This window comes from Nonomuraea sp. NPDC003707 (assembly GCF_053587055.1).
Map to the genome: position 1 here is coordinate 563,991 of NZ_JBSFNK010000001.1, position 22,633 is coordinate 586,623.

At 71.0% G+C, this 22,633-nt stretch carries 18 protein-coding genes; 9 read left to right on the forward strand and 9 right to left on the reverse strand.

Features of this window, described 5'->3' with window-relative positions; genetic code table 11:
- Positions 1–280 precede the first annotated feature (280 nt).
- The 3 genes from ACWDRB_RS02635 to ACWDRB_RS02645 are packed head-to-tail and all read left to right on the forward strand — an operon-like array spanning position 281 to position 3,461.
- On the forward strand, positions 281–1,426 hold the full coding sequence (locus ACWDRB_RS02635; protein ID WP_449891570.1) for a Gfo/Idh/MocA family protein: 1,146 nt from the start codon (positions 281–283) through the stop codon (positions 1,424–1,426).
- Positions 1,423–2,592, forward strand: coding sequence for a dihydrodipicolinate synthase family protein (locus tag ACWDRB_RS02640; protein WP_397365150.1), 1,170 nt, complete (start codon positions 1,423–1,425; stop codon positions 2,590–2,592). Before ACWDRB_RS02635 ends, ACWDRB_RS02640 begins: the two co-directional genes overlap by 4 nt.
- Positions 2,589–3,461, forward strand: a complete 873-nt coding sequence (locus tag ACWDRB_RS02645; protein ID WP_355194483.1) for a sugar phosphate isomerase/epimerase family protein — start codon at positions 2,589–2,591, stop codon at positions 3,459–3,461. Before ACWDRB_RS02640 ends, ACWDRB_RS02645 begins: the two co-directional genes overlap by 4 nt.
- 9 nt (positions 3,462–3,470) lie before the next feature.
- Here ACWDRB_RS02645 and ACWDRB_RS02650 read toward each other — a convergent pair whose 3' ends face one another.
- The 7 genes from ACWDRB_RS02650 to ACWDRB_RS02680 all read right to left on the reverse strand — a co-directional run bounded on the left by ACWDRB_RS02650 (position 3,471) and on the right by ACWDRB_RS02680 (position 12,505).
- Positions 3,471–4,064, reverse strand: a complete 594-nt coding sequence (locus ACWDRB_RS02650; protein WP_449891571.1) for a class I SAM-dependent methyltransferase — start codon at positions 4,062–4,064, stop codon at positions 3,471–3,473.
- Positions 4,065–4,068: 4 nt separating this feature from the next.
- Positions 4,069–6,639, reverse strand: a complete 2,571-nt coding sequence (locus ACWDRB_RS02655) for a PEP/pyruvate-binding domain-containing protein (RefSeq protein ID WP_449891572.1) — start codon at positions 6,637–6,639, stop codon at positions 4,069–4,071.
- Between the two features lie 60 nt (positions 6,640–6,699).
- The gene (locus tag ACWDRB_RS02660; protein ID WP_449891573.1) at positions 6,700–7,626 is read right to left on the reverse strand and encodes an alkaline phosphatase family protein; all 927 of its coding nucleotides are present in this window, start codon (positions 7,624–7,626) and stop codon (positions 6,700–6,702) included.
- Positions 7,627–7,652: 26 nt separating this feature from the next.
- The gene (locus ACWDRB_RS02665; RefSeq protein WP_449891574.1) at positions 7,653–8,426 is read right to left on the reverse strand and encodes a sugar phosphate isomerase/epimerase family protein; all 774 of its coding nucleotides are present in this window, start codon (positions 8,424–8,426) and stop codon (positions 7,653–7,655) included.
- Complete coding sequence (locus ACWDRB_RS02670; protein WP_449891576.1) at positions 8,423–9,415, reverse strand: LacI family DNA-binding transcriptional regulator; 993 nt, start codon at positions 9,413–9,415, stop codon at positions 8,423–8,425. Before ACWDRB_RS02670 ends, ACWDRB_RS02665 begins: the two co-directional genes overlap by 4 nt.
- Positions 9,416–9,482: 67 nt before the next feature.
- On the reverse strand, positions 9,483–10,670 hold the full coding sequence (locus tag ACWDRB_RS02675; RefSeq protein WP_449891577.1) for a hypothetical protein: 1,188 nt from the start codon (positions 10,668–10,670) through the stop codon (positions 9,483–9,485).
- A 350-nt stretch (positions 10,671–11,020) separates the two neighbouring features.
- Positions 11,021–12,505, reverse strand: coding sequence for an LCP family protein (locus tag ACWDRB_RS02680; RefSeq protein ID WP_449891578.1), 1,485 nt, complete (start codon positions 12,503–12,505; stop codon positions 11,021–11,023).
- Positions 12,506–12,717: 212 nt separating this feature from the next.
- Here ACWDRB_RS02680 and ACWDRB_RS02685 point away from each other — a divergent pair, with 212 nt between their 5' ends.
- From ACWDRB_RS02685 to ACWDRB_RS02700, 4 genes are all read left to right on the forward strand, one after another.
- Positions 12,718–13,446, forward strand: coding sequence for a hypothetical protein (locus ACWDRB_RS02685; protein WP_449891579.1), 729 nt, complete (start codon positions 12,718–12,720; stop codon positions 13,444–13,446).
- A 57-nt stretch (positions 13,447–13,503) separates the two neighbouring features.
- Positions 13,504–14,667, forward strand: a complete 1,164-nt coding sequence (locus tag ACWDRB_RS02690) for an acetyl-CoA C-acyltransferase (protein ID WP_435054210.1) — start codon at positions 13,504–13,506, stop codon at positions 14,665–14,667.
- Complete coding sequence (locus tag ACWDRB_RS02695; protein ID WP_449891580.1) at positions 14,664–16,766, forward strand: 3-hydroxyacyl-CoA dehydrogenase NAD-binding domain-containing protein; 2,103 nt, start codon at positions 14,664–14,666, stop codon at positions 16,764–16,766. The genes ACWDRB_RS02690 and ACWDRB_RS02695 overlap by 4 nt, the downstream gene beginning before the upstream one ends.
- Positions 16,767–16,859: 93 nt before the next feature.
- Complete coding sequence (locus tag ACWDRB_RS02700) at positions 16,860–17,243, forward strand: SSI family serine proteinase inhibitor (protein WP_364239577.1); 384 nt, start codon at positions 16,860–16,862, stop codon at positions 17,241–17,243.
- A gap of 30 nt (positions 17,244–17,273) precedes the next feature.
- On the opposite strand, the gene ACWDRB_RS02705 is transcribed toward ACWDRB_RS02700, so the two are convergent.
- Both ACWDRB_RS02705 and dxs read right to left on the reverse strand, forming a co-directional pair.
- Complete coding sequence (locus ACWDRB_RS02705) at positions 17,274–18,746, reverse strand: amino acid permease (protein ID WP_449891581.1); 1,473 nt, start codon at positions 18,744–18,746, stop codon at positions 17,274–17,276.
- 126 nt (positions 18,747–18,872) lie between these two features.
- Positions 18,873–20,753 carry a 1-deoxy-D-xylulose-5-phosphate synthase gene (gene dxs, locus ACWDRB_RS02710; protein ID WP_350723235.1) on the reverse strand — a complete coding sequence of 627 codons (1,881 nt, stop codon included), beginning with the start codon at positions 20,751–20,753 and terminating at the stop codon, positions 18,873–18,875.
- Positions 20,754–20,885: 132 nt separating this feature from the next.
- On the opposite strand from dxs, the gene ACWDRB_RS02715 reads away from it, so the two are divergent.
- The gene (locus ACWDRB_RS02715; RefSeq protein WP_449891582.1) at positions 20,886–21,776 is read left to right on the forward strand and encodes a neutral zinc metallopeptidase; all 891 of its coding nucleotides are present in this window, start codon (positions 20,886–20,888) and stop codon (positions 21,774–21,776) included.
- A 43-nt stretch (positions 21,777–21,819) separates the two neighbouring features.
- A complete protein-coding gene (locus ACWDRB_RS02720; RefSeq protein WP_449891583.1) occupies positions 21,820–22,632 on the forward strand; it encodes a neutral zinc metallopeptidase in 813 nt (270 codons plus the stop codon).
- The last annotated feature ends 1 nt before the right edge of the window (position 22,633 follow it).

Here is a 22,633-nt window from a genome sequence, read left to right on the forward strand (position 1 = left end):
CGCCCGGCTGGACACCGCGCCCGATCGCCCTTGCGCCCGAACGCTCGGCCGAGCACCGTGCCCAAGCACCACGCCCGAACGCACCGTGCCCGAGTGCCCTTGCACCCCCCGGGCGCCGCGCCCGAACGCACCGTGCCCGAGTGCCCTTGTGGGCCCGGGTGCCGGGCTTGGGGGGTGGGTTTTCGGGTGTGTGGGGGTTGGGGCTACTTGACGGGGTTGGTGGGGCGGCCGTACGGTTCGGGAAAGCGCTTTCCCCATGTTTGTCCTGAAGGGATCCTCAATGAGCGTGCGCACCATCGGCGTCGTGATGAACGGCGTCACCGGGCGGATGGGCTACCGTCAGCACCTGGTCCGCTCCGTCCTGGCCATCAACGAGCAGGGCGGGGTCACGCTCTCGGACGGCGGCAGGGTGAAGATCAAGCCAGTACTTGTCGGCCGAAATGCCGATAAATTGGCAGATATCGCGGCGAAGCATGGGATTTCGGATTTCACTACGGAGCTCGACTCCGCCCTCGCCGACGACGACAACCTGATCTACTTCGACGCCCAGGTCACCAGCGCCCGCGTCAAGGCCGTCTTGAAGGCCATCGAGGCGGGCAAGCACATCTACGCCGAGAAGCCCACCGCCGAGTCGACGCAGGAGGCGATGGCGCTGGCCGAGGCCGCCACGGCCAAGGGCGTCAAGAACGGCGTCGTGCAGGACAAGCTCTTCCTGCCCGGCCTGCTCAAGCTGAAGCGGCTGATCGACAGCGGTTTCTTCGGCCGGATCCTGTCGGTGCGCGGGGAGTTCGGCTATTGGGTGTTCGAGGGCGACTGGCAGGAGGCGCAGCGCCCGTCGTGGAACTATCGGGCCGAGGACGGCGGCGGCATCGTGCTCGACATGTTCCCGCACTGGCACTACGTGATGGAGAACCTGTTCGGCCGCGTCCAGTCCGTCTACGCCCGCGCCGTGACCCACGTCCCCGCCCGGGTGGACGAGCAGGGCAACACGTACCAGGCCACCGCGGACGACGCCGCGTACGGGATCTTCGAGCTCGAAGGCGGCATCGTCGCCCAGATCAACTCCTCCTGGACCGTTCGCGTGAACCGCGACGAGCTGGTCGAGTTCCAGGTGGACGGCACGCACGGCAGCGCCGTGGCCGGCCTGCGCAACTGCCGCGTGCAGCACCGCTCCGCCACCCCCAAGCCCGTCTGGAACCCCGACCTGCCCGCCACCGCCCGCTTCCGCGACGGCTGGCAGGAGGTGCCGGACAACGCCGAGTTCGACAACGGGTTCAAGGTGCAGTGGGAGGCGTTCATCAAGCACGTGCTGGAGGACGCGCCCTTCCCGAACGACTTCGCCTCCGGCGCCCGCGGCGTGCAGCTCGCCGAGCTGGGGCTGCGTTCGTCCGCCGAGGGCCGCAGGATCGAGGTGCCGCAGCTGTGACGACGATCGACCTGCCCGGGATCGGCGCCTACACCCTGCGCGAGCCCGTCACATGGGAGGTGCCCGGGGGCCCGCCCGCCGGCCGCGTCGTGTACGCGGCCGCGCACGTGGTGGCCGACCCGCTCGGCGACAACACGCCCGGCTCCCCCGCCGCCGTCGACTGGGACGCGACCCTGCGCTTCCGCCGCCACCTGTGGACGCACGGCCTGCGCGTCGCGGACGCCATGGACACCGCCCAGCGCAACATGGGCCTGGACTGGGCGGCGACCAAGGAGCTCATCCGGCGCAGCGCCGCCGAGGCCCGCTCGTACGGCGACCCGGCGACGCTGGTCGCCTGCGGCGCGGGCACCGACCACGCGCCCCAGGCCGCCGACCTCAACACGATCACGGCCGCGTACGCCGAGCAGATCGAGACCGTCCAGTCGGCCGGCGCCGGAGTGATCGTCATGGCCTCCCGCCAGCTCGCCAGGGTGGCGGCGGGTCCGCAGGACTACCACCAGGTGTACGGCAAGCTGTTCGGCCTGGCGGAGCGGCCGGTGATCCTGCACTGGCTGGGCGAGATGTTCGACCCGCAGCTGGCCGGCTACTGGGGTTCGGGCGACGTGGCGGCGGCCACCGAGTCGTTCCTGGAGCTGATCCACGCGCACGCCGCGATGGTGGACGGCGTCAAGGTGTCGCTGCTGGACGAGGAGCACGAGGTAGGGCTGCGCGCCGCGCTCCCCGAGGGCGTCCGGCTCTACACGGGGGACGACTTCAACTACCCGTCGCTGATCAAGTCGGGCTCGCACGCGCTGCTGGGCATCTTCGACGCCATCGCCCCGGCGGCGACGGCGGCGCTGCAGGCCCTGGACGCGGCCGAGGCGGCGCAGGACGCGGACGAGGCCGCCCGGCAGCTCGCCCGCTACGACGAGATCTTCGCCCCGACCGTCCCCCTGTCCAGGAAGATCTTCGAGACGCCGACGTACAACTACAAGACCGGCATCGTCTTCCTGGCCTGGCTGAACGGCCACCAGGACGCGTTCGCCATGGTGAACGGCGCCCAGTCGGCCCGCTCGCTGCGGCACCTCGCGGAGGTGTTCCGCCTCGCCGACCAGGCCGGGCTCCTGTCCGACCAGGAGCTGGCCGTGGGCCGGATGAAGGCGCTGCTGGCGGTGAACGGCCTGTGAGCCTTGCGCTGAACCAGTGGACGACCCGGCGGTGGTCCGTGGCCGAGGCCGTGGACGGGTGCGTGCGGCACGGCCTGGAGGCGGTCGGGCTGTGGCGGGAGAAGGTCGCCGAGCAGGGCCTCGCGGAGAGCGTGAAGCTGGTGCGCGAGGCCGGCCTGCGGGTGTCCTCGCTGTGCCGGGGCGGCTTCCTCACGGCGGGCGGGCTGCCCGGCGAGGAGGGCCGGCGGGCCTTCGCGCAGGCGCTGGACGACAACCGGCGGGCCATCGACGAGGCGGCCGAGCTGTCGGCGGCCTGCCTGGTGATGGTGGTCGGCGGCCTGCCCGGGGTGAAGCCGGGCGAGGACCTGCCCCCGAGCGGGTTCTCGCGGGACGTGGCCGGGGCGCGCGAGCGCGTGGCGGAGGCGCTGGCCGAGCTGGCGCCGTACGCCGGGGAGCGCGGGGTCAAGCTGGCCCTGGAGCCGCTGCATCCGATCTACTGCCCCGACCGCGCCGTCCTGTCCACCCTGGGCCAGGCGCTGGACCTGAGCCTGGCCCACCCGGAGGAGCAGGTCGGCGTGGTGGTCGACACGTTCCACGTGTGGTGGGACCCGAGGGTGTTCGAGGACATCGCGCGGGCCGGTCGCAGGATCGCCTCCTACCAGGTGTGTGACTACCTGCACCCGCTGCCGCAGGACATCCTGCTCGGGCGGGGCATGATGGGCGACGGCGTGATCGACTTCCGGCCGATCACGCAGGCCGTCCTGGACGCCGGTTACGCGGGCGACGTCGAGGTGGAGATCTTCAACGCCGACGTCTGGGCCGCCGACCCGGACGAGGTGGTGGCCACGATGAAGGCCCGTTACGAGGACGTGGTGCTCCCCGTACGGTGACGCCCGGCGCTACCTCGGCTTGTCCCAGACCAGCAGGTAGCGCCGCAGGAGGAGGCGGCGGAGGCGGCAGCCGGGCAGCAGCCCGCGGGCCGCCCGCCCCACCTCGCCCCACGACATGACGGGGTCCATGACCGGCACGCCGGGACCGCGCTTGCCGCCGTGGAACAGCCTGAGCACGTGCGAGACCGCCTGGCCCGAGAGCCGGATGATCCCGTCCAGGAGCGTGCGGTCCCTGGCGTGGCCGACGATCACCAGCCGGCCGCCCGGCGCCAGCAGCCCCACCAGCGCGTCCATGGCCTCGCCGAAGTCCGCGTGGTGGACGACCGCGACGGCGGTGACGAGGTCGTACTTGCCCTCGGGGAGCCGGCCGTCGAGGTAGTCGCCTTCCAGGAAGGACACGTTGCCGGGGCGGCGCTCGCGGGCCATGGCGATCGCCTCGGCGGAGCAGTCGACGCCGGTCACGTAGGGGACGCGGGCCGCGAGCTTGCCCGCCAGCAGCCCGTCACCGCATCCGACGTCGAGCGCGTGCGCGCAGTCCTCGGGAACGAGCTTCAGGACGAGCCTCTGGTAATGGACGTTGTGATTCCAGTAGGTCTCGGGCATTTGATCACGATAGCGTCACGGTCCCCGCGGCGCCGTTCACTTCGATCTCCTGCCCCGTCGTGATGCGGTGGGTGGCGTCGGGGACACCGACGACGGCCGGGATGCCGTACTCCCTGGCCACCACGGCGCCGTGCGACATCGCGCCGCCCATCTCCATCACCAGCCCGCCCGCCGTCAGGAACAGCGGCGTCCAGCCCGGATCGGTCGAGGGGCAGACCAGGATCTCGCCGGGCTCCAGGTGCGCGCCGATGGGGTCGAGCACCACTCTGGCCACGCCCTTGACGGTGCCGGCCGAGGCGGCGGTGCCCGTCAGCGCGCCTTCCACGGCGCTGGTCGCGAGCGCCTCGGGCTCGGTGCCGTCGGACAGCAGGATCCTCGGGACGTGCCTGCGGCGCGACTCCCGCTCGTACGTCTCCCGCCGCTCCGCCACGACCGCGCGCAGGTCGCCCCCGTCCAGGGCGGCCCTGGCCTCGTCGAAGCCGAGGAAGTACACGTCCCGCGCCGAGTCCAGGACCCCGAGGCCCACCAGGTGCTCCCCCACCGCGAGCATGCTCCGCCGCACCCCGGCGAGGGTCTTGACCAGGTAGAACTTGGGCAGCTCGCGCAGCCCCGCGAACTCCCTGGTCCGCCGGAGCCCGAAACGTACGACCGCGGCCCGCCAGCGGCCCTTACGGCGGGCCTCGGACGCCACGTGGGCGATGGCAGAGCGCGCCGCCTCGGCCCCCTTGCCGAACAGCGCGGAGGGCACGAGGTCGGCGCCGCCGTCCATCCGCAGGTAGTTGGCCAGCACGCCGAGGATGTGCGCGGGCTCCTCCGACCAGCGGGGCACGCCCAGGTCGATCTCGGCGACGCCGCGGTGGCCGTACTCGTCCAGGAACGCGGTGATCTCGCGCTGGGCGACCGGCGGGAGGTTGCCGGCCTCGAAGAGGCGGACCAGCTCGGCCACCGGCTCCTTCCTGAACGGCTCCGGCTCGATGCGGGTGGCCAGGTGCCACAGCTCCAGGTCCATCTCCGTGGTCGGGTTGTGCGGGACGCTGCGCAGGACGTCCTGCATGTCGGCGATCGGCACGCCGGAGAGCCTGGAGGCCAGCGCGAACAGGCCGTAGCCGGTGAGCACCATGGGCATGATCGAGAGGATGACCGGGAAGGTGGCGGCGAGCAGGCGTTCGGCGTGGTCCAGGCGCTGGGCGGGGGTGGCCGCCTCGGGGAGCCGCAGGCGCCGGTCCAGCTGCTCGCCGATGCGGGCGGCGTACGCGAGGCCCTCCTTCGGCCGCGTGAGGGCGAGCAGGATCCGGGAGGGCGCGTGGATGCGGCGGGCGAACCTGCGCAGGCCGCGCAGGACCGGGCGGGGTGACGTGTGCACCACCGAGAGCCTCGGGTCCTCCATCAGCCGCTCGAACACGGGGACGGTGCGCGCCTCGCCCAGCGCGAGCATGCGCGGCAGGACCGCGCGGCCGAAGCGGCTGCGTACGGCCGTGGTCAGGTCCAGCCACATGCGCTGGCCCGACACGGTCATGAACGGCGCGCCGTCCCGCGGGTCGGCCGGCCCGTAGCCGGGCAGCCCCGCCGCCCCGGAGGAGATCAGCCGGAACGCCGACAGGCCCATCGGGGTGAGCGGCCCCATGACGCCCTGGACGACGTTGACCGAGAAGTACACCCGCAGGCCCGGCCGGCTCTGCTCGGGCAGCGGGTAGAGGGTGGTGATCGGTCTCGCCTGGGTGAGCCAGAGCCGGCCGTCGCCGTCGATGGCCCACTCGGTGTCCTGGGGCGCGCCGTAGTGGTCCTCCACGCGGGCGCCCAGCTCGGCCAGCGCGCGCACCTGGTCGTCGGTCAGGCAGAGTCCGTCGTGCGCGGTCTCGACGCGTTCCGTGCCGCCGCCGGGCACGGAACGGATGGTCAGGCGCTTGTCGCCGGCGTGGCGTTCGAGGATCTCGCCGCCGTGCACGACGAACCGGTCGGGGTTCACGGCGCCGGAGACGACGGCCTCGCCGAGCCCGGGGTTGGCGTCGATGACGGCCTCGCGCCGCCGCCCGGTCACCGGGTTGGCGGTGAACATCACGCCCGCCACCCGCGCGTCCACCATCTCCTGCACGACCACCGCCAGCCGGACGGCGGCGTGGTCGATGCCGTTGGACTCGCGGTAGGCGACCGCGCGGTCGGTCCAGAGCGAGGCCCAGCAGCGGCGCACGGCCTCGACCACCGCCTCGGCGCCGACGACGTTGAGGTAGGTGTCCTGCTGCCCGGCGAAGCTGGCGAACGGCAGGTCCTCGGCCGTGGCGGACGAGCGCACCGCCACGGCCACGTCGTCACCGAGCGCGGCGTAGGACGTCACGATCGTCTCGCGCACGTCCTCCGGCACCGGCGCCTCCAGCAGGTGCCGCCTGGCCCGCTCGGCGAGCCCGTCGCCGCTCGTCTCCAGGCCCTCCGCGACCCGCCGGTACGCCTCCGTGGTCAGCACCCATCCCGGCGGGACGGGAAGGCCGGCCCTGGCCAGCTCGCCGAGGTTCGCGGCCTTGCCGCCCACCTCGGCGAGCATCCCGGCGTCGATCTCGGAGAAGGCCAGTGCCGTCTTCATCGTCTGCTCCCCTGCCGTTCAGCTTCCTGTCACTCAGTGTGGCTCTTCCTGGAGAGAAATTCAACGGTTGATGAAAAGATCCGCGCCGTCCAGGTCCCAGGCGGGATCGACTCCGACGCCCAGCACTCCGAGCGCCGTCGGCCCCACGTCGACCAGCCGCGGCTCGCCGAGCGAGCGGCCGCCCAGGTCCTCCTCCAGCCGGTTCGCGATCACGAACACCGTGCGCTCCTCGTCCGACGTCCCGCCGTGGCCGCCCGCGTCCACGTGCCCGTGGTCGGTCGTGATCAGCACCGTCCATCGCTCGTCGAGGTACGAGGACCGCCCCCGCACCGCGTCGAGCAGCTGCCCCAGGTAGGCGTCCTGGGTCTGGAGCGCGTCGAAGTACTCGGGGCAATGAGGGCCGAGGTCGTGGGCCACCTCGTCGGTGTCGCCCAGATACACGAAGACGGCGTCGGGGTCGGCCGCGGCCAGGTGCCGCTCGGCGGCCTCGGCGACCTGCCTGTCGGCCTCGGCCCAGGAGCCGAACTCGTAGCCGTCCAGGACGAACCGGTGGTCGATGGCCCGGCTGAACGCGCCGTGCTCCTCCAGCGCCCCCCAGGAGAAGAACGCGGCGGTGCTCAACTCCGGCCGGGCATGCTTCGCACGAGTCAAGAAGTCCGGATATTTCGTGAAACGGGGGTTGGCGAAGCCGTTGTCCACCACGCCGTGTTTGTCCGGCCAGACTCCGGTGGCGATCGACGACCAGCCGGGACCCGAGTCCGTCCGCGAGGCGATGACGCGACCGCCCGGCTCCGGAGCCTTGGGGACGACCTGGCCGGGCGACTCCGTACGCGGCGTTCCCGCCTCGCCATAGGGGAGCTTGCTGGTGCCGTACGCGCCGGAGGACATGAGCGAGCCCAGCACGGGCGCGCCCAGAGCCTGGAGGCGGTCGAACCGCAGGCCGTCCATCCCGACGACCAGCACCTTGTTCCGCTTAGATAGGGGCATCCCCCTATCTAAGCGGCGAAAGGTATCTAAAGGGCGAAACGCCGCACCCAGTCAGCCGCGCCCGGGAGGATCTCCTCGACCGGGGCGACCTGCGGATACCAGGTGCGCTCCCATTCCAGCGACACCCATCCGTCGTAACCGGCCGCGCGCAGCAGCTCGCCCGACTCCTCCAAGGGCACCGAGCCCGTCCACATGGGCACCGGCGTGGTGTCCTCGGCCGAGACCGCGTCCTTGACCTGGACATAGGAGAGGTACGGGCCCAGCGCCGCCAGCGTTTCGGCCGGGGGCTCGCCGTGGCGCCACGGGTGCAGCAGGTCCCAGATCGCGCCGGTGGACTCGGGGCAGCCCGCCTCGGCCAGCAGCCCGGCCACGGCGGCGCCGGTGGCCATGTGGTCGTGCGTCTCGACGAGGACGCGGGTGCCGAGCGCGGAGGCCGTACCGGAGACCGCCTTGAGCCGGCGGGCGCCGACGGCGGGATCGTCGCCGCCCGGGAACACCCGCACCGCGGGGGCACCCAGGTCGGCGGCGAGCCGGAGGTCGGCGAGGAGCGCCTCGATGGCCGGTTCGTCCGGTCCAGGCGCACATACCCTGACATATCCGGCGAGTGCGGCGATCTCCAGGCCCGCCCGCTCGACCCGTTCCCGCACCGAGCGCCGCTCCGCGGCGTCGAGGCCGGCGTGCACCCCGGTGTCCGGGTGCAGGCGCAGCTCGAGGCCCTGGCAGCCGCCTCCGGCCGCGATCCCGATCGCCCTGTCCAGCCCTTCGCCGGGCATCCCCAGGGTGCTGACGGCCAGCTTCACGCCATCCTCCGTACGCTCTCTCGCAGCACGACCTCGCCCGCGACCTGCTCGACCACGACCTCGTCCGTCTCACCCAGCGCGAGCTCCAGCGCCCGCGCGCCCATGTCCGTCAGGGGCAGCCGCACAGTCGTCAGCGCGGGCACGTGGTCCCGCAGCGTCACGATGTCGTCGAACCCGGCCACCGAGACGTCCTCCGGCACCCGGACCCCGCGCTCCCTGTAGGCCGCCAGCGCCCCGACCGCCATCACGTCGTTGACCGCGAACACGCAGGTCGCGTCCTTGACCTGCTGGGCCGCCGCGTAGCCGCCGTCGCGGTCGAACGGCCCGTGGATGACGTGCGGCGCGGGCAGCCCCACCTCCTCCAGCGCACCGGCGAACCCGGCGCACCGGTCGGCCGCCGTCACCAGGTGCGGCGGCCCGGCCAGCACCGCGAACCGCGTGTGCCCGAGCCCGGCCAGCGCGCGGGCCAGCTCGGCCGCGCCCGCTCTGTTGGCGGGCGCGACGGTGTCGACTCCGAGGAGGTCCTGGCCCACACAAGCGGCGCGGCCGCCGCCCGACTGGTAGCGGGCGAGCTCGTCGCGCAGGCGCCCCGTGACGGCGTGGTCGGCGACGCGCGAGCCGACCAGCAGCACCGCCCGCACGCGCTGGGCGTTGAGCGTGGCCACGTAGGCGATCTCCTGCTCGGGGTCGCGATGCGTGGTGCCCACCATGACCAGCAGGCCCTCGGTGGCGGCCGCCCGCATCGCCCCGTCGGCCAGGGCCGCGAAGTAGGGGTCGGTCAGGTCGTGGACGACGATGCCGATGACGTTGCTGGCGCCGCGGGCGAGCGTCTGGGCGGCGATGTTGGCGCGGTAGCCCAGCTCGTCCGCGGCCTGCTCGACGCGCGCCCGCAGAGTCGCGCCCACCTGGCGGGTGCTGCCGTTGAGCACCCGCGAGGCTGTCGCGAGCGAGACGCCCGCCTGCTTGGCGACATCCTCAAGCGTGACCACGAGACCTCCCCGGAAAGCGGTTTCCAAGTCTGCCAGATCAGCACCTGGATCCGCATCCTCGCACGTCTCAGGCCCAGGGGAACAGGATGTCCAGAAGTCCCTTGCTCTCCTTGGTGGGCGTGGGCGCGGGCGCCTGGGTCTGCGGCGGCGCCTGCGTGGAGGGAGCCTGGGTGGACCTCGACTCCGGCGCCTTGGTCGACACCGTGTTGTCCCTGCTGTCCGTGTCGTTCGTCGTGCTCGTGCGGTCGTCGTTGTCGTTCGTCTGGTTCTGCGGGGCGCGGGTGGGCCTCGTGCTCGCCTTCGCCGTCGGCTGGCCGATGCGCGTGTTCGTCGGACGGGCCGAGGGCTCGCGCGTGGGCCGGGCCGCCCGCGTGGGCGCGGTCGTCGTCGGGGTATCGGAGTCGGACTCGGTCGGCTCCGGGGTGTCCGTATCCTCGCTCTCGGGAGTCTCCTCCTCCGAGGTCGTGTCCTCGGGGGCCGCGCTCTCCGAGGGGCGCGTCACCTCGCCCGCGCTGGCGCACTGACCGCCCTTGCAGGGGTCGTCGGAGGAGTTGCCCGTGAGCATGAAGCCGGCGCCCACGCCGACCAGCACCACCGCGGCCGCGACCACCAGCAGCTTCCTGGTGCGCCGGCGCACCTCACCGCCGTCGTCGCCGCTGCCGCCGCCGGAACGGCCGCCCGAGCGCCTGTCCTGCGGGCGCTTGTCGTCCGAGTCCTCCGTCCAGCCCGAGCCGAGGAAGCCGCGCTTGGGCTTGTCGTCGTCGTGGTCGTCGTCGATCCCGGCGTCGTAGCTGCGGTCGAGCGGGAGGTACGGGTTGTCGTCGTCGATGCGGTGGGAACCGCTGGGTCCGCCCAGGTCGTCGGCGTCCAGGACGTGATGGGGACCGCTGGCCCCGCCGTACACGTCGCGGTGGCCCACGTCGAGCGGGTCGCCGGCCGCGTACACGTCGCGCTTGCTGCCGTCCAGCGGGTCGCCGGCCACGTACATGTCACGCTGGCCCCCCACGTCGAGCGGGTCGCCGTACAGGTCGCGCTGGCCCGCGTCGAGCGGGTCGCCGTACACATCGCGCTGGCCCGCGTCGAGCTGGTCGCCCTGACCGCCGAGGACATCGTGCGGGCCGTCGTCGAGCAGGTCACGGCCCCCGATGAGCTGGGGCTCGCTCTTGTCGAGGGGGAGGATGTAGGTCTCGTTGCCGACGACCTGGATGGCGGGCTGCTCGTCGGTGTCATCGGTGCTCCACCGTGGGGAAAGCACGTCGCCCGTCAGATCCGGGTTTAACGACCTCCCCTGCCCATCCTCATAAGGCCTGTCGTTCTCGTCGCGCGCCACGATGAACCTCTCTAGTACGAATTCGGACCGCGCCCTTCTTAACAGACCCGACCATCACTTGTCCGGAAATTTCACATGTTTCCCTAAAAACACTCTCTGTAACATTCGTCACTCTAAGAGATCGAAGGCACGCTGTTGGTGAGCCGATCGGCCCTCCAGAACCCCCTTTGACCACGGAGTTCACCCGCGCGGGCACGCTCCGGCGTCATGGGGCACGGCAGGCGAAAGGCCGCCCGGACCGGGTCCGGGCGGCCTGTCAAGAGCACAGTCAGGAGTCACAGGCAGGGATTGGTGTCGGAGTCGACGACCTTGTCCTTGAGCGAGTCGGGGATCGCCGACACGACGCGCACGCCGGGCCAGTCCGCCCCGATGACGACCTGGATGATCGGCCCGCCGGGGACCTCGACGCCGGCCTTGGACTTGTACGGCTGCGTGGTGATCGGCTTGACCTTGCCGGCCACGGGCGTCTTCTTCTCCTTCGACAGCCGCGAGGCCACCGCGTCCCCGTAGGCGGGCCCGTCGGCGGCGTCCTTCTTGGCGTACCGGAGCGCGGTCTTCGGGGTGGCGGCGACGTTGCCGACCTCCGTGATCACGAACCCCTGGGCGGCCAGCTCGTCGGCCACCTTGAGCGCCTTGCCCTGCTCCCCCGTGCCGTTGAGCACCTGGACGCGCACCTGCTTGTTGTCGATCTTGGGCCCGGCGGACTTGCCGGGCGAGGGAGCCGCGGTGACCTCGACGTCGTTGCGCACGCTCTCGAAGAAGTCGCGCGCGGACGGCTGGCTGAACTGGACCCTGTTCTTGTCCGCCGGGTAGGGCTCGGTGGGCACCGTGATGCCCTTGAGCTCCTTGGTCGTCAGGCCCTTGACGCTGAGGGCGATGTCCACCATGCGGTCGAGGGTGAGCTGGTCGTCCAGCGTGACGGCCTTGGTGGCGGCCAGCAGGAACGAGTTCAGCTTGACCGGGTCGGTGAGCAGGCCGCCGTCGGTGACCGCCTGCAGCACCTTGGTGAGGAAGACCTGCTGGCGCTGGATCCTGCTCAGGTCGCTGCCGTCGCCCAGCGAGTACCGGGCGCGCACGTAGCCCAGCGCCTGCTCACCGCTGACCACGTGCCGGCCCGCGCTGAGCACCAGCTTCGCCTTGGGGTCGTTGACGGCCTTGGGCAGGCAGATCTCGATGCCGCCGATGGCGTCGATGATGCCCTTGAAGCCGGTGAAGTCGACCTTGACGAAGTGGTCGATCCTGATGTTGGTGAGCGACTCGAGGGTCTTGATCGTGCAGTTGATGCCGCCGTCGTTGAAGGCGGCGTTGATCTGGCGCAGGCCGCCGGGGATCAGGGCGCCGGTACGGCTCTTGCACTCCGGGATCAGGACCATGGAGTCACGCGGAAAGCTGATCATGGTGGCCTTGTCCCGGTTCGGGGAGATGTGCAGCAGCATGATCGTGTCGGTGCGCTCGCCGATCTCCTTGAGGTGGGGGCCGTACCTCTTGTTGTCGCCCTCACGGGAGTCGGAGCCGACGAGCAGGACGTTGAGCGCGCCGGTGTCCGGCGGGCGGCTCTCGCCGACGGCGATGGGCTCGCGGGGGATCTCGCTCTCGATGTGCCGGTAGTACGCGTACGCCCCGACCGAGACGACCACCAGCACCAGCGTCATCCCGATGCCGACCCATCCCAGCACCGAGACCCGCCATCGCGGGCCGCGCTCGCGCCGCCTCCTGCGCCGCGGCGGAGCATCCCCCACGTGTTCCGGACTCTGCCTCACGCGCCCCCCTTCACCCACCCCACAAGAGAAACGCGTACCGCCAGATGGCGGCGCGTAGCTCACCGAGTTACCGATGATTCCAGGACTGTCGCGCCTTGCAGATAAAAGTGGCAATCCTCGGGGCTGCCACTGTTGCGTGCCGGGCGAGGAGCTCCATCCAAAGCACGGGAATCCGGGGCGTCACCACGCAGAGTGACGCCATGATGACATTCATGCTGTTGACCGAGATGGCGCCCCCTCCAGGCGCCCAGGAACTGGCCGGGCTGCGGGCCAGAGCCAGAACCGCCCGCCGCCGGGCCTTCGTCGCGCTCTCCGCCTCGATCGCGCTGCTGGCCACCGCCCAGCTGCTCGCCGACCGGGCGCAGACGAGGGAGCAGACGCTGCCGCTGGCCGTGTTGTCGCTGGCGGTCTTCGCGGCCGCGGTGCCCGCACAGGCGATCACCCAGTACGTCTGGGGCACCCACGCCCGGCACGTCCACCGCAAGGAGCGCGAGCTGTACGCCGCCCCCCGCACCGGACGCGTGCGCCCCCTCAGCAGGCTGGCCGTGGCCTGCTGCTGGGCGGTGACGCTGCTGCTCGGCTGGACGGCGCCGCGCCTGTTCCGGGAGGCCGCCCTGTACGGCTTCGCCGACTCCCTGGGCTGGGTCACCGAGGCGCTGGCGCTGATGAGTCTCGCGACGGGGGTGTTGTTCGTCCTCTGGTGGGCAGGCGACGCGTTGGGGACACTGGCGCGCGCCGTGCGGTCGGGCGGGTCACCTGGCGATCCGTGGGACCCCGGCCGAGGCGCGCGCCGGCGAGAGGGCGCGGCGCTCTGGACGGGCGCGGCCGTGGCGGTCGCGGCCCTGGTCGGGGCCCGCGCCCATCTCTGGGAGCCGGCCACGGCGGTCGTTTACACATTGCTGACCGCCGCCCTCGTCTGCGGAGTAGTTACTGACGAGTAGCATAGGCACGGAACCCTATCAACGAGGAGCGAATCCGTGCCTTCCTCTCGTGACGTCGTGTTCGTCGACGGCGTGCGCACGCCTTTCGGCAGGTCAGGACCAAAAGGGCTGTACGCGGAGACCCGCGCCGACGACCTGGTCGTCCGCGTCATCCGCGAGCTCGTCCGGCGCAATCCCAACCTGCCCCCCGAGCGAGTGGACGAGGTCGCCATCGCCGCGACCACGCAGATCGGCGACCAGGGCCTGACTATCGGCCGGGCGGCGGCGGTGCTGGCCGGGCTGCCCAAGAGCGTGCCCGGCTACGCCATCGACCGCATGTGCGCGGGCGCGATGACCGCGGTCACCACGGTCGCGGGCGGCATCGCGTTCGGCGCGTACGACGTGGCCATCGCCGGCGGCGTCGAGCACATGGGCCGCCACCCGATGGGCGAGGGCGTCGATCCCAACCCGCGCTTCCTGTCGGAGAAGCTGGTCGACCCGAGCGCGCTGGTCATGGGCATGACGGCGGAGAACCTGCACGACCGCTACCCGCACATCACCAAGGGCCGCGCGGACGCGTACGCGGTGCTGTCGCAGGAGCGGGCGGCCAAGGCGTACGCCGACGGCAGGATCCAGCCCGACCTGGTCCCGACCGCGATCAGGACGGCCGAGAAGGGCTGGGGCCTGGCGGTCGAGGACGAGGCGCCGCGGCCCGGCACCACGGTGGAAGGGCTGAGCACGCTCAAGACGCCCTTCCGGCCGCACGGCAACGTCACGGCGGGCAACTCCTCCGGCATCAACGACGGCGCCACCGGGTGCGTCGTGGCCGCCAAGGAGGTCGCGGACGAGCTGGGGCTGGGCGCGAAGATGCGGCTCGTCTCCTACGCGTTCGCGGGCGTGGACCCCGAGGTCATGGGCGTCGGACCGATCCCGTCCACGGAGCGGGCGCTCCGGCTGGCCGGCCTGGACATCTCCGACATCGGGCTGTTCGAGATCAACGAGGCGTTCGCCGTCCAGGTGCTGGCGTTCCTCGACCACTTCGGGATCGCCGACGACGATCCCCGCGTGAACCAGTACGGCGGCGCGATCGCCTACGGGCACCCGCTCGCCTCCTCCGGCGTGCGGCTGATGACACAGCTCGCGCGGCAGTTCGGCGAGCGTCCCGACGTGCGGTACGGCATCACCACCATGTGCGTCGGCATGGGCATGGGCGGCACTGTGATCTGGGAGAACCTCGCATGACCAACGTCGACAACTGGCGCGCGCTGCTGGGCCGGCGCAACACCGACGAAGTCGTCACCAAGGCGCTCGTACGCGACGTCCAGCTCCCCTACGGCGCCGGCACGATGGCGCTGATCACGCTGGACAACGGCTTCGACCACACCAAGCCCAACACGTTCGGCCCGAACGGCCTGTTCGCGCTCAACGGCGCGCTGTCGGAGATCGCCGAGCGCACCGACCTGGCCGCGGTGGGCGTGACGGGCAAGCCGTTCATCTTCGCCGTCGGCGCCGACCTCAAGGGCGCGGCCGCCCTGTCCACGCGCGAGGAGGCCCTGGCCATCGGCGCGCTGGGCCACCACGTGTTCCGCAGGCTGGGCGAGCTGGCGATCCCGTCGTTCGCGTTCGTGAACGGCGCCGCGATGGGCGGCGGGCTCGAGGTGGCGCTGCACTGCACGTACCGGACCATCTCCTCGGGCGTGCCCGCGGTGGCGCTGCCGGAGTGCTTCCTCGGCCTGGTGCCGGGCTGGGGCGGCACGCAGCTCCTGCCCCGCCTGATCGGCCCGGCGAAGGCGATCAAGCTCGTCATCGAGAACCCGCTCTCGCAGAACCGCATGGTCAAGGGCAAGGAGGCGTACGAGCTGGGCGTCGCGGACGCGATGTTCGAGCCCGCCGACTTCCTGGAGGAGTCGCTGCGCTGGGCCGCCCGCGTGGTCAAGGGCGAGCTGGCCGTGGAGCGGCCGGCACACGACGAGAACAGTGACGAGGACTGGGACAAGACGGTCGCCGACGCGCGCTTCCTGGTGGACATGAAGCTGCGCGGCGCCTCGCCCGCCCCCTACCGCGCGCTCGACCTGATCGCCCAGGCCCGCACGGCCTCCCGCGACGAGGGCTTCGCCGCCGAGGACGAGGCGCTGGCCGACCTGCTGATGGGTGACGAGCTGCGGGCCGGGCTCTACTCGTTCGACCTGGTGCAGCGCCGTGCCAAGCGGCCCGCGGGCGCGCCCGACCGGTCGCTGGCCCGCAAGGTCACCAAGGTCGGCGTGGTGGGCGCGGGGCTGATGGCCTCGCAGATGGCGCTGCTGTTCGCGCGCCGCCTGGAGGTGCCGGTCGTGCTGACCGACCTCGACCGGGCCCGGCTCGACAAGGGCGTCGGGTACGTGCACGCCGAGGTCGACAAACTCCTGGGCAAGGGCCGCGTCTCGGCCGACCAGGCCAACCGGCTCAAGGCCCTGGTGACCGGATCGCTGACGAAGGACGCCTTCGCCGACGCCGACTTCGTGATCGAGGCCGTGTTCGAGGACATGGCGGTCAAGAAGCAGGTGTTCGCCGAGGTGGAGGCCGTGGTCTCGGCCGAGTGCGTGCTGGCCACGAACACCTCCTCGCTCTCCCTGACCGAGATGGGCGCCGGGTTGGCACACCCCGAGCGGCTGGTCGGGTTCCACTTCTTCAACCCGGTCGCCGTCATGCCGCTGCTGGAGATCATCCGCGGCGCCGCGACGGACGACGCCACGCTGGCCACGGCGTTCGCGGTGGGCAAGTCGCTGAAGAAGTCGTCGGTGCTGGTCAAGGACGCCCCGGCGTTCGTGGTCAACCGGCTGCTGACCTGCTTCATGGGCGAGGTCGTGACGGCCGTGGACGAGGGCACGCCGCTGGAGGTGGCCGAGCACGCGCTGGACGGGCTCGGGCTGCCGATGTCGCCGTTCGCGCTGCTGCAGCTCGTCGGCCCGGCCGTCGGCCTGCACGTCGCCGAAACGCTGCACGAGGCCTTCCCCGACCGGTTCGGCGTCTCGGAGAACATGGCCAAGCTGGTCGCCGCGGGCAAGCCGGGCGTCTACCGGCCCGACTTCACGCTCGACCCGGAGGCGGTCGCCCTCTTCTCGGGCGGCACGTCGCCGTCCACCGCCGAGCAGGTGCGCGAGCGCGTCCTGGCGGCGCTGGCCAGGGAGGTCCGCATCATGCTGGACGAGGGCGTGGTCGCCGCGCCGCAGGACATCGACCTGTGCATGATCCTCGGGGCCGGCTGGCCGTTCCACCTGGGCGGGATCACCCCGTACCTGGACAGGACGGGCATCGCCCGGCCTCGGTTCCTGTCGCCCGGCGTGGCCTCGCTGCCCGCCTGAACCCTTTGAAGGAGGCCCGCCCCGGCGGGCCTCCCTGATCCTCACCGGCCTCCGTCGTAGCGTTGAGTACCGTTCTACGAACGGAGAGTAGTCATGATGAGAGCATTCGGTGCCATCGCGCTCTGCGGAGCCTTCATGGTGGGCGCGTCGTCGCCCGCGGTGGCCGCACCCCACCCGAAGGCGCAGCTCAAGATCGTCGACGCCGTCAAGGACGGCGTGACGAAGACGGTCTGGCTCAACTGCGGGCCCGCGGGAGGGGCCCACCCCAACGCGCGCGCGGCCTGCCGGCTGCTGGAGAAGGTCGACGGGCACCCCGAGCGGCTCAACGTCACACCGGACGCCATCTGCACGAAGGAGCTGCAGCCGCACGTCGTCGTGGTGGCGGGCCAGTGGCAGGGCGCGACGGTGCAGTGGGCCAAGGTCTTCGGCAACGGCTGCACGATGAAGGCCGCGCTGGGAGCCGTCGTGTCGTTCTGACCGGCCGCGAGGGGGCGGGCGCCCGCCCCCTCAGCCGCCGCTCTTGACGCGGACCTTGACCGTCCTGCTGTGGCGGTAGCCGTAGACGAAGTAGATGACGACGCCGACGATCATCCAGATCACGAACCTCAGCCACGTCTGCACCGGCAGGTTGAGCATGAGGTAGAGGCAGGCCAGCACCGACAGGACCGGCAGCACCGGGACGAACGGCGCGCGGAACGCCCTCGGCAGGTCGGGCCGGGTGCGCCGGAGAATGACCACCCCGATCGAGACCACCACGAACGCGAAGAGCGTGCCGATGTTCACCAGCTCGGCCAGCTCGCCGAACGACACGAACCCGGCCAGCGCCATCGTCACCACGCCGATGATGATCGTGAGCCGGGCCGGCGTGCCGAACTGGGGGTGGACCTTGGCCAGCGGGCGCGGCAGCAGCCCGTCGCGGCACATCGCGAAGAGCACCCGGGTCTGGCCGAGCAGCAGCACGAGCACCACGGTGGTCAGGCCGGCGATGGCGCCGACGCTGATGATGGTGGCCAGCCAGCCGTAGCCGACCGAGGCGAACGCGTCGGACAGCGGCGCCGAGGTGCTGAGCCGGTCGTAGCGCTGCATGCCGACCACGACGAGCGAGACGGCCACGTACAGGGCCGTGCAGATGGCCAGCGAGCCGAGGATGCCGCGCGGCACGTCGCGCTGCGGGTGGATGGTCTCCTCCGCGGCGGTGGCCACGATGTCGAAGCCGATGAACGCGAAGAACACGATCGCCGCGGCGGAGAAGACGCCCAGCATGCCGAACGCGACCGGCGTGACGCCGAACAGCACCTGGATCAGCGGCGCCTTCAGCCCCTCCACCCGCGGCGTGGGCACCGCCTCGGGGATGAACGGCGTGTAGTTGGCCCCCTTGACGAAGAACAGCCCGGCCACGATGACCAGCAGCACGACGGTGATCTTCGTGATCACCAGGATGAGGTTGACCCGCGAGGAGACCTTGATCCCGATCACCAGGATCACGGTGAGGAGGAGGACGATGAGGATGGCGGGCACGTTCACGACGGGGTTCTCGCCCGCGATCGAGGCGGGCAGATGGATGCCGATCGACGTCAGCATCGAGGCGAAGTAGCCCGACCAGCCGACCGCCACCACGGCCGCGGCCAGCGCCAGCTCCAGGGTCAGGTCCCAGCCGATCACCCAGGCGGGGAACTCGCCCAGGGTGGCGAAGGCGAAGGTGTAGGCCGAGCCGGCGACCGGGATCGTGGAGGCGAACTCGGCGTAGCACAGGGCCGCCAGGCCGCAGACGATGCCCGCGACGACGAACGAGAGCGCCACCGCCGGGCCCGCCACCTCCTTGGCGACCTGTCCCGTGAGCACGAAGATCCCGGTGCCGACGATCACCCCGATGCCGAAGACCGTCAGGTCGGTGGCCGTCAGGCGTTTGCGCAGCTGATGCTCCGGATCCTCGGTGTCACGGATCGACTGCTCGACACTCTTCGTGCGAAAGATGTCCACGCCCGGTGATCCTTCCCACGCCCTGAGTGATCATGCGTGGTGGGGATCCAGTCTCACCTTCCGGATAGGAGCGCGACGCGGCGGTGATCGCCATGCCGGGGATCACCGCCGCGCCGCGCCGGGTGCTCAGTGGCGGGCGGGCACCTCGTGGGAGGTCCGCTTCGCGACCGCCTCGGTGATCTGCCGGGCGAGGTCCTGCGCGGTCAGGCCGATCCTGGCGAGGATCGCGGCCCGCTTGGCGTGGTCGAGGAACTCCTGCGGGATGCCGTACGTGCGCACCGGCACGTCGACGTCGGCGTCGCGCAGCAGGCGGGCCACGGCGTCGCCCACGGCGCCCACGCGGCCGTTGTCCTCGACGACGGCCACCAGCTTGTGGGCGCTCGCGGCCAGCACGAGCGCCTCGTCGAGCGGCTTGACCCAGCGGGGGTCGACCACGGTGGCCCCGATCCCCTGGGCGTCGAGCAGGACCGCGGCGTCCATGCAGAGCTGCGCCATCGGGCCCACGCCGACCAGCAGCACGTCGGGGTCGCCCTTGGGGGCGCGCAGCAGGTCCATCTCGCCCAGCTTGCCCACCGGCTCGACCGGCTCGGCGACCGGGCCCTTGGGGAAGCGCAGCACGGTCGGGCCGTCGGTGACCTCGACGGCCTCGCGCAGCAGCTCGGTCAGCCGGTCGCCGTCGCGCGGCACCGCGACCCGCAGCCCGGGGACGACCTGGAGGATCGACAGGTCCCACATGCCGTTGTGGCTGGCGCCGTCGTCACCCGTGACGCCCGCGCGGTCGAGCACCACCGTGACGGGCAGCCGGTGCAGCGCGACGTCCATGAGGAGCTGGTCGAAGGCCCGGTTGAGGAACGTGGCGTAGACGGCCACGACCGGGTGCATGCCGCCGAGGGCGAGACCGGCGGCGCTGGTCAGCGCGTGCTGCTCGGCGATGCCGACGTCGTAGATGCGCTCGGGGTAGGCGTCGGCGAAGGCGTTGAGGCCCGTCGGGTGGAGCATGGCCGCGGTGATCGCGACGAGGTCCTCGCGCTCCTTGCCGAGCCGGACGAGCTCCTCGCTGAAGACGTTGGTCCAGATGCGCGGCTTGGGCTTCTCCGCGCCAGTGGCCCGGTCGAAGGCGCCGGGCGAGTGGAACTGGTCCTCGTCGTGATTCTCCGCGGGCGTGTAGCCGCGGCCCTTCTGGGTGAGGGCGTGGACGATGACGGGGCCGCGGAAGTCGCGGGCCTTGCGCAGCGCCGCCTCCATGGCCTGCTCGTCGTGGCCGTCGATGGGTCCGACGTATTTGAGCCCGAGGTCCTCGAACATCACCTGCGGGGCCAGGACGTCCTTGACGCCCTTCTTGAAGCCGTGCAGGGCGTCGTAGAGCACGGGAACGTTCCCCAACTTGTCCTTGACGTAGTCGAGGAAGTCCTCATACCTGCGGTTGACCCGCAGGTTGGACAGGTGGGAGGCCAGGCCGCCGATCGTGGGCGAGTAGGAGCGGCCGTTGTCGTTGACCACGATCACGAGCCGGAGGTCCTTGCCGGCGGCGATGTTGTTGAGCGCCTCCCAGGCCATGCCGCCGGTCAGCGCGCCGTCGCCGATCACCGCCACGACCGTGCGGTCCTGCTCGCCGCGCAGCTTGAACGCCTTGGCCAGGCCGTCGGCGTAGGACAGCGCGGTCGAGGCGTGGGAGTTTTCCACGAAGTCGTGCTCCGACTCGGCCTGGCTCGGGTAGCCCGACAGACCGCCCTCCTGCTTGAGCGCCTCGAAGCCGGAGGCCCGTCCGGTGAGGACCTTATGCACGTACGACTGGTGGCCGGTGTCCCAGACGACGGGGTCGTTCGGGGAGTCGAAGACCCGGTGGATGGCGATGGTGAGCTCGACCACTCCCAGGTTGGGGCCCAGATGGCCGCCGAACCTGGCGCACGAGTCGACCAGCAGGTCGCGGATCTCCCCCGCAAGCCGCGGCAGCTCCTCGACAGTGAGCCGTTTGACGTCGTGCGGTCCCTCTATCGAGCCCAGCAACCCGCTCACGGATCCGACTCCCCTCTGCTCTTGTGCGCCGTTGACCCGAGTCTAGTTCGCTCCCGCCTCACTGACTCCATCGAGTCAAATCCACCCACATATGTCTGATCTTGGGATAGTTTTTCGGAACATATGAACTCTGCCCCCAAAAGCAAACTCGCGGCGCTGGCGGTCGCCATGGTGGCGCTTGCCCTGGCAGCGGCCGGTTTGGTGCTCGTGCTGGCCGGCGTGGCCACCCCCTCGTCGGAGTCGCTGAAGGGGGCGGCCCAGCAGCTCTCCTCCCCGCCGGCCAAGGGCTCCAGCGAGTCGAAGAAGGGGCCCTCGATCGGCCAGGCGCTGGCGACGGCGAACCCGCTGTACCGGACCGGGCGCCTGGCCGACGTCAACTGCGCGCCCGGCGACCTGCCGGCCGGGAGCATGACCGCGTACCGGCGCTTCCTGACCCGCGTGACCAACTGCCTCAACAAGGCGTGGGCCGCCCAGTTCCGCAAAGCCGGGCTGCCCTTCGCCAAGCCGCGGCTGCGCATCATCACCACCAAGGTCAGGACCCCCTGCGGCACCTGGAACACCGGCGCCGACGGCGTCTACTGCTCCACGGACCGCACGATGTACCTGATGATCAGCAGGGACCAGCTGCGCAACCCGTTCCCGCTGGGCATCACCCGCCTGATCGCCCACGAGTACGGGCACCACGTCCAGCAGATCTCCGGCATCTGGAACTACTACTGGACCGCCAGGAATGTCGCGGGCAAGGCGAAGCGGCTGCAACTCTCGCGCAATTCGGAACTGCAGGCGGAGTGCTTCTCGTCGGTGTTCATGAGCACGATGAAGGGAACGGAACTGGTCACCGACGCCGACTGGGCGTACACGGTCGACTGGTTCAGGAAGAACGGCGCCAAGGGCTGGCCCCAGAACGACCACGGCAAGGGCCCGACGCAGGCGGCCTGGATGACGCGGGGCTTCAACCGCGGCGGTCCGGGCGCGTGCAACACCTGGTCCGCCACGGCCCGCAACACGCTTTAATCTTCCTTTACCTGGAACTCCCTATTCAATAGGGTGCCTTCTCATGCGTATCACCCGATTGGCGCTTATGGCAGGCACCATGGCGAGCCTGCTCTTCGCCGGAACGGCCCACGCGGCCACCGCTGCGCCGGCATACAAGCCTGTACTGGCGAAAAGCCCGATCTACAAGACGGGCAAGCTCGGCTTCGACACGTGCGAGGAGCCGAAGGTGCAGTCCGGCAGCCTTGAGGAGGTCAAGGGCTACCTGAACGTCGTGCTCGACTGCCTCAACGCCGCCTGGGAGCCCAAGGTGAAGAAGGCGGGCTTCAAGTTCACCAAGCCCACCATGCAGGTGATCACCAAGCCCGGCGCACAGACCGGGTGCGGCAAATTCCCCGAGGGCGGCGTGCAGGCGCTCTACTGCTCGACCAACAAGAAGATCACCTATTTCGCCAGCTCCAACCTGGTCGAGGAGCAGAACGACCTGATGCTGATGCTGGTCCTGGCCCATGAATACGGCCACCACATCCAGCAGACGACGGGCATGTTCAAGGCCCTGACGCCGTACAACCGCAAGAACGAGGCCCGGGTGCTCGACGAGAGCCGGCGGCTCGAACTGCAGGCGGAGTGCCTGTCCGGCGTGTTCACCGGCAGCGTCTGGCACTCGCTGGGCCGCCAGGAGTCCGACTTCACCTACTGGGTCAGGAACGGCGGCACCGGCCTCGACCTGTCCGCCCTCGGTGTGAAGGTCGACAACTGGGGCGAGAAGACGCACGGCAACGCCAAGAACACCGGCGCCTGGCTCAAGCGCGGCTTCGACACCGAGTCGGCCGGCGGCTGCAACACCTGGAAGGCTCCGAAGTCCCAAGTGTCGTAAA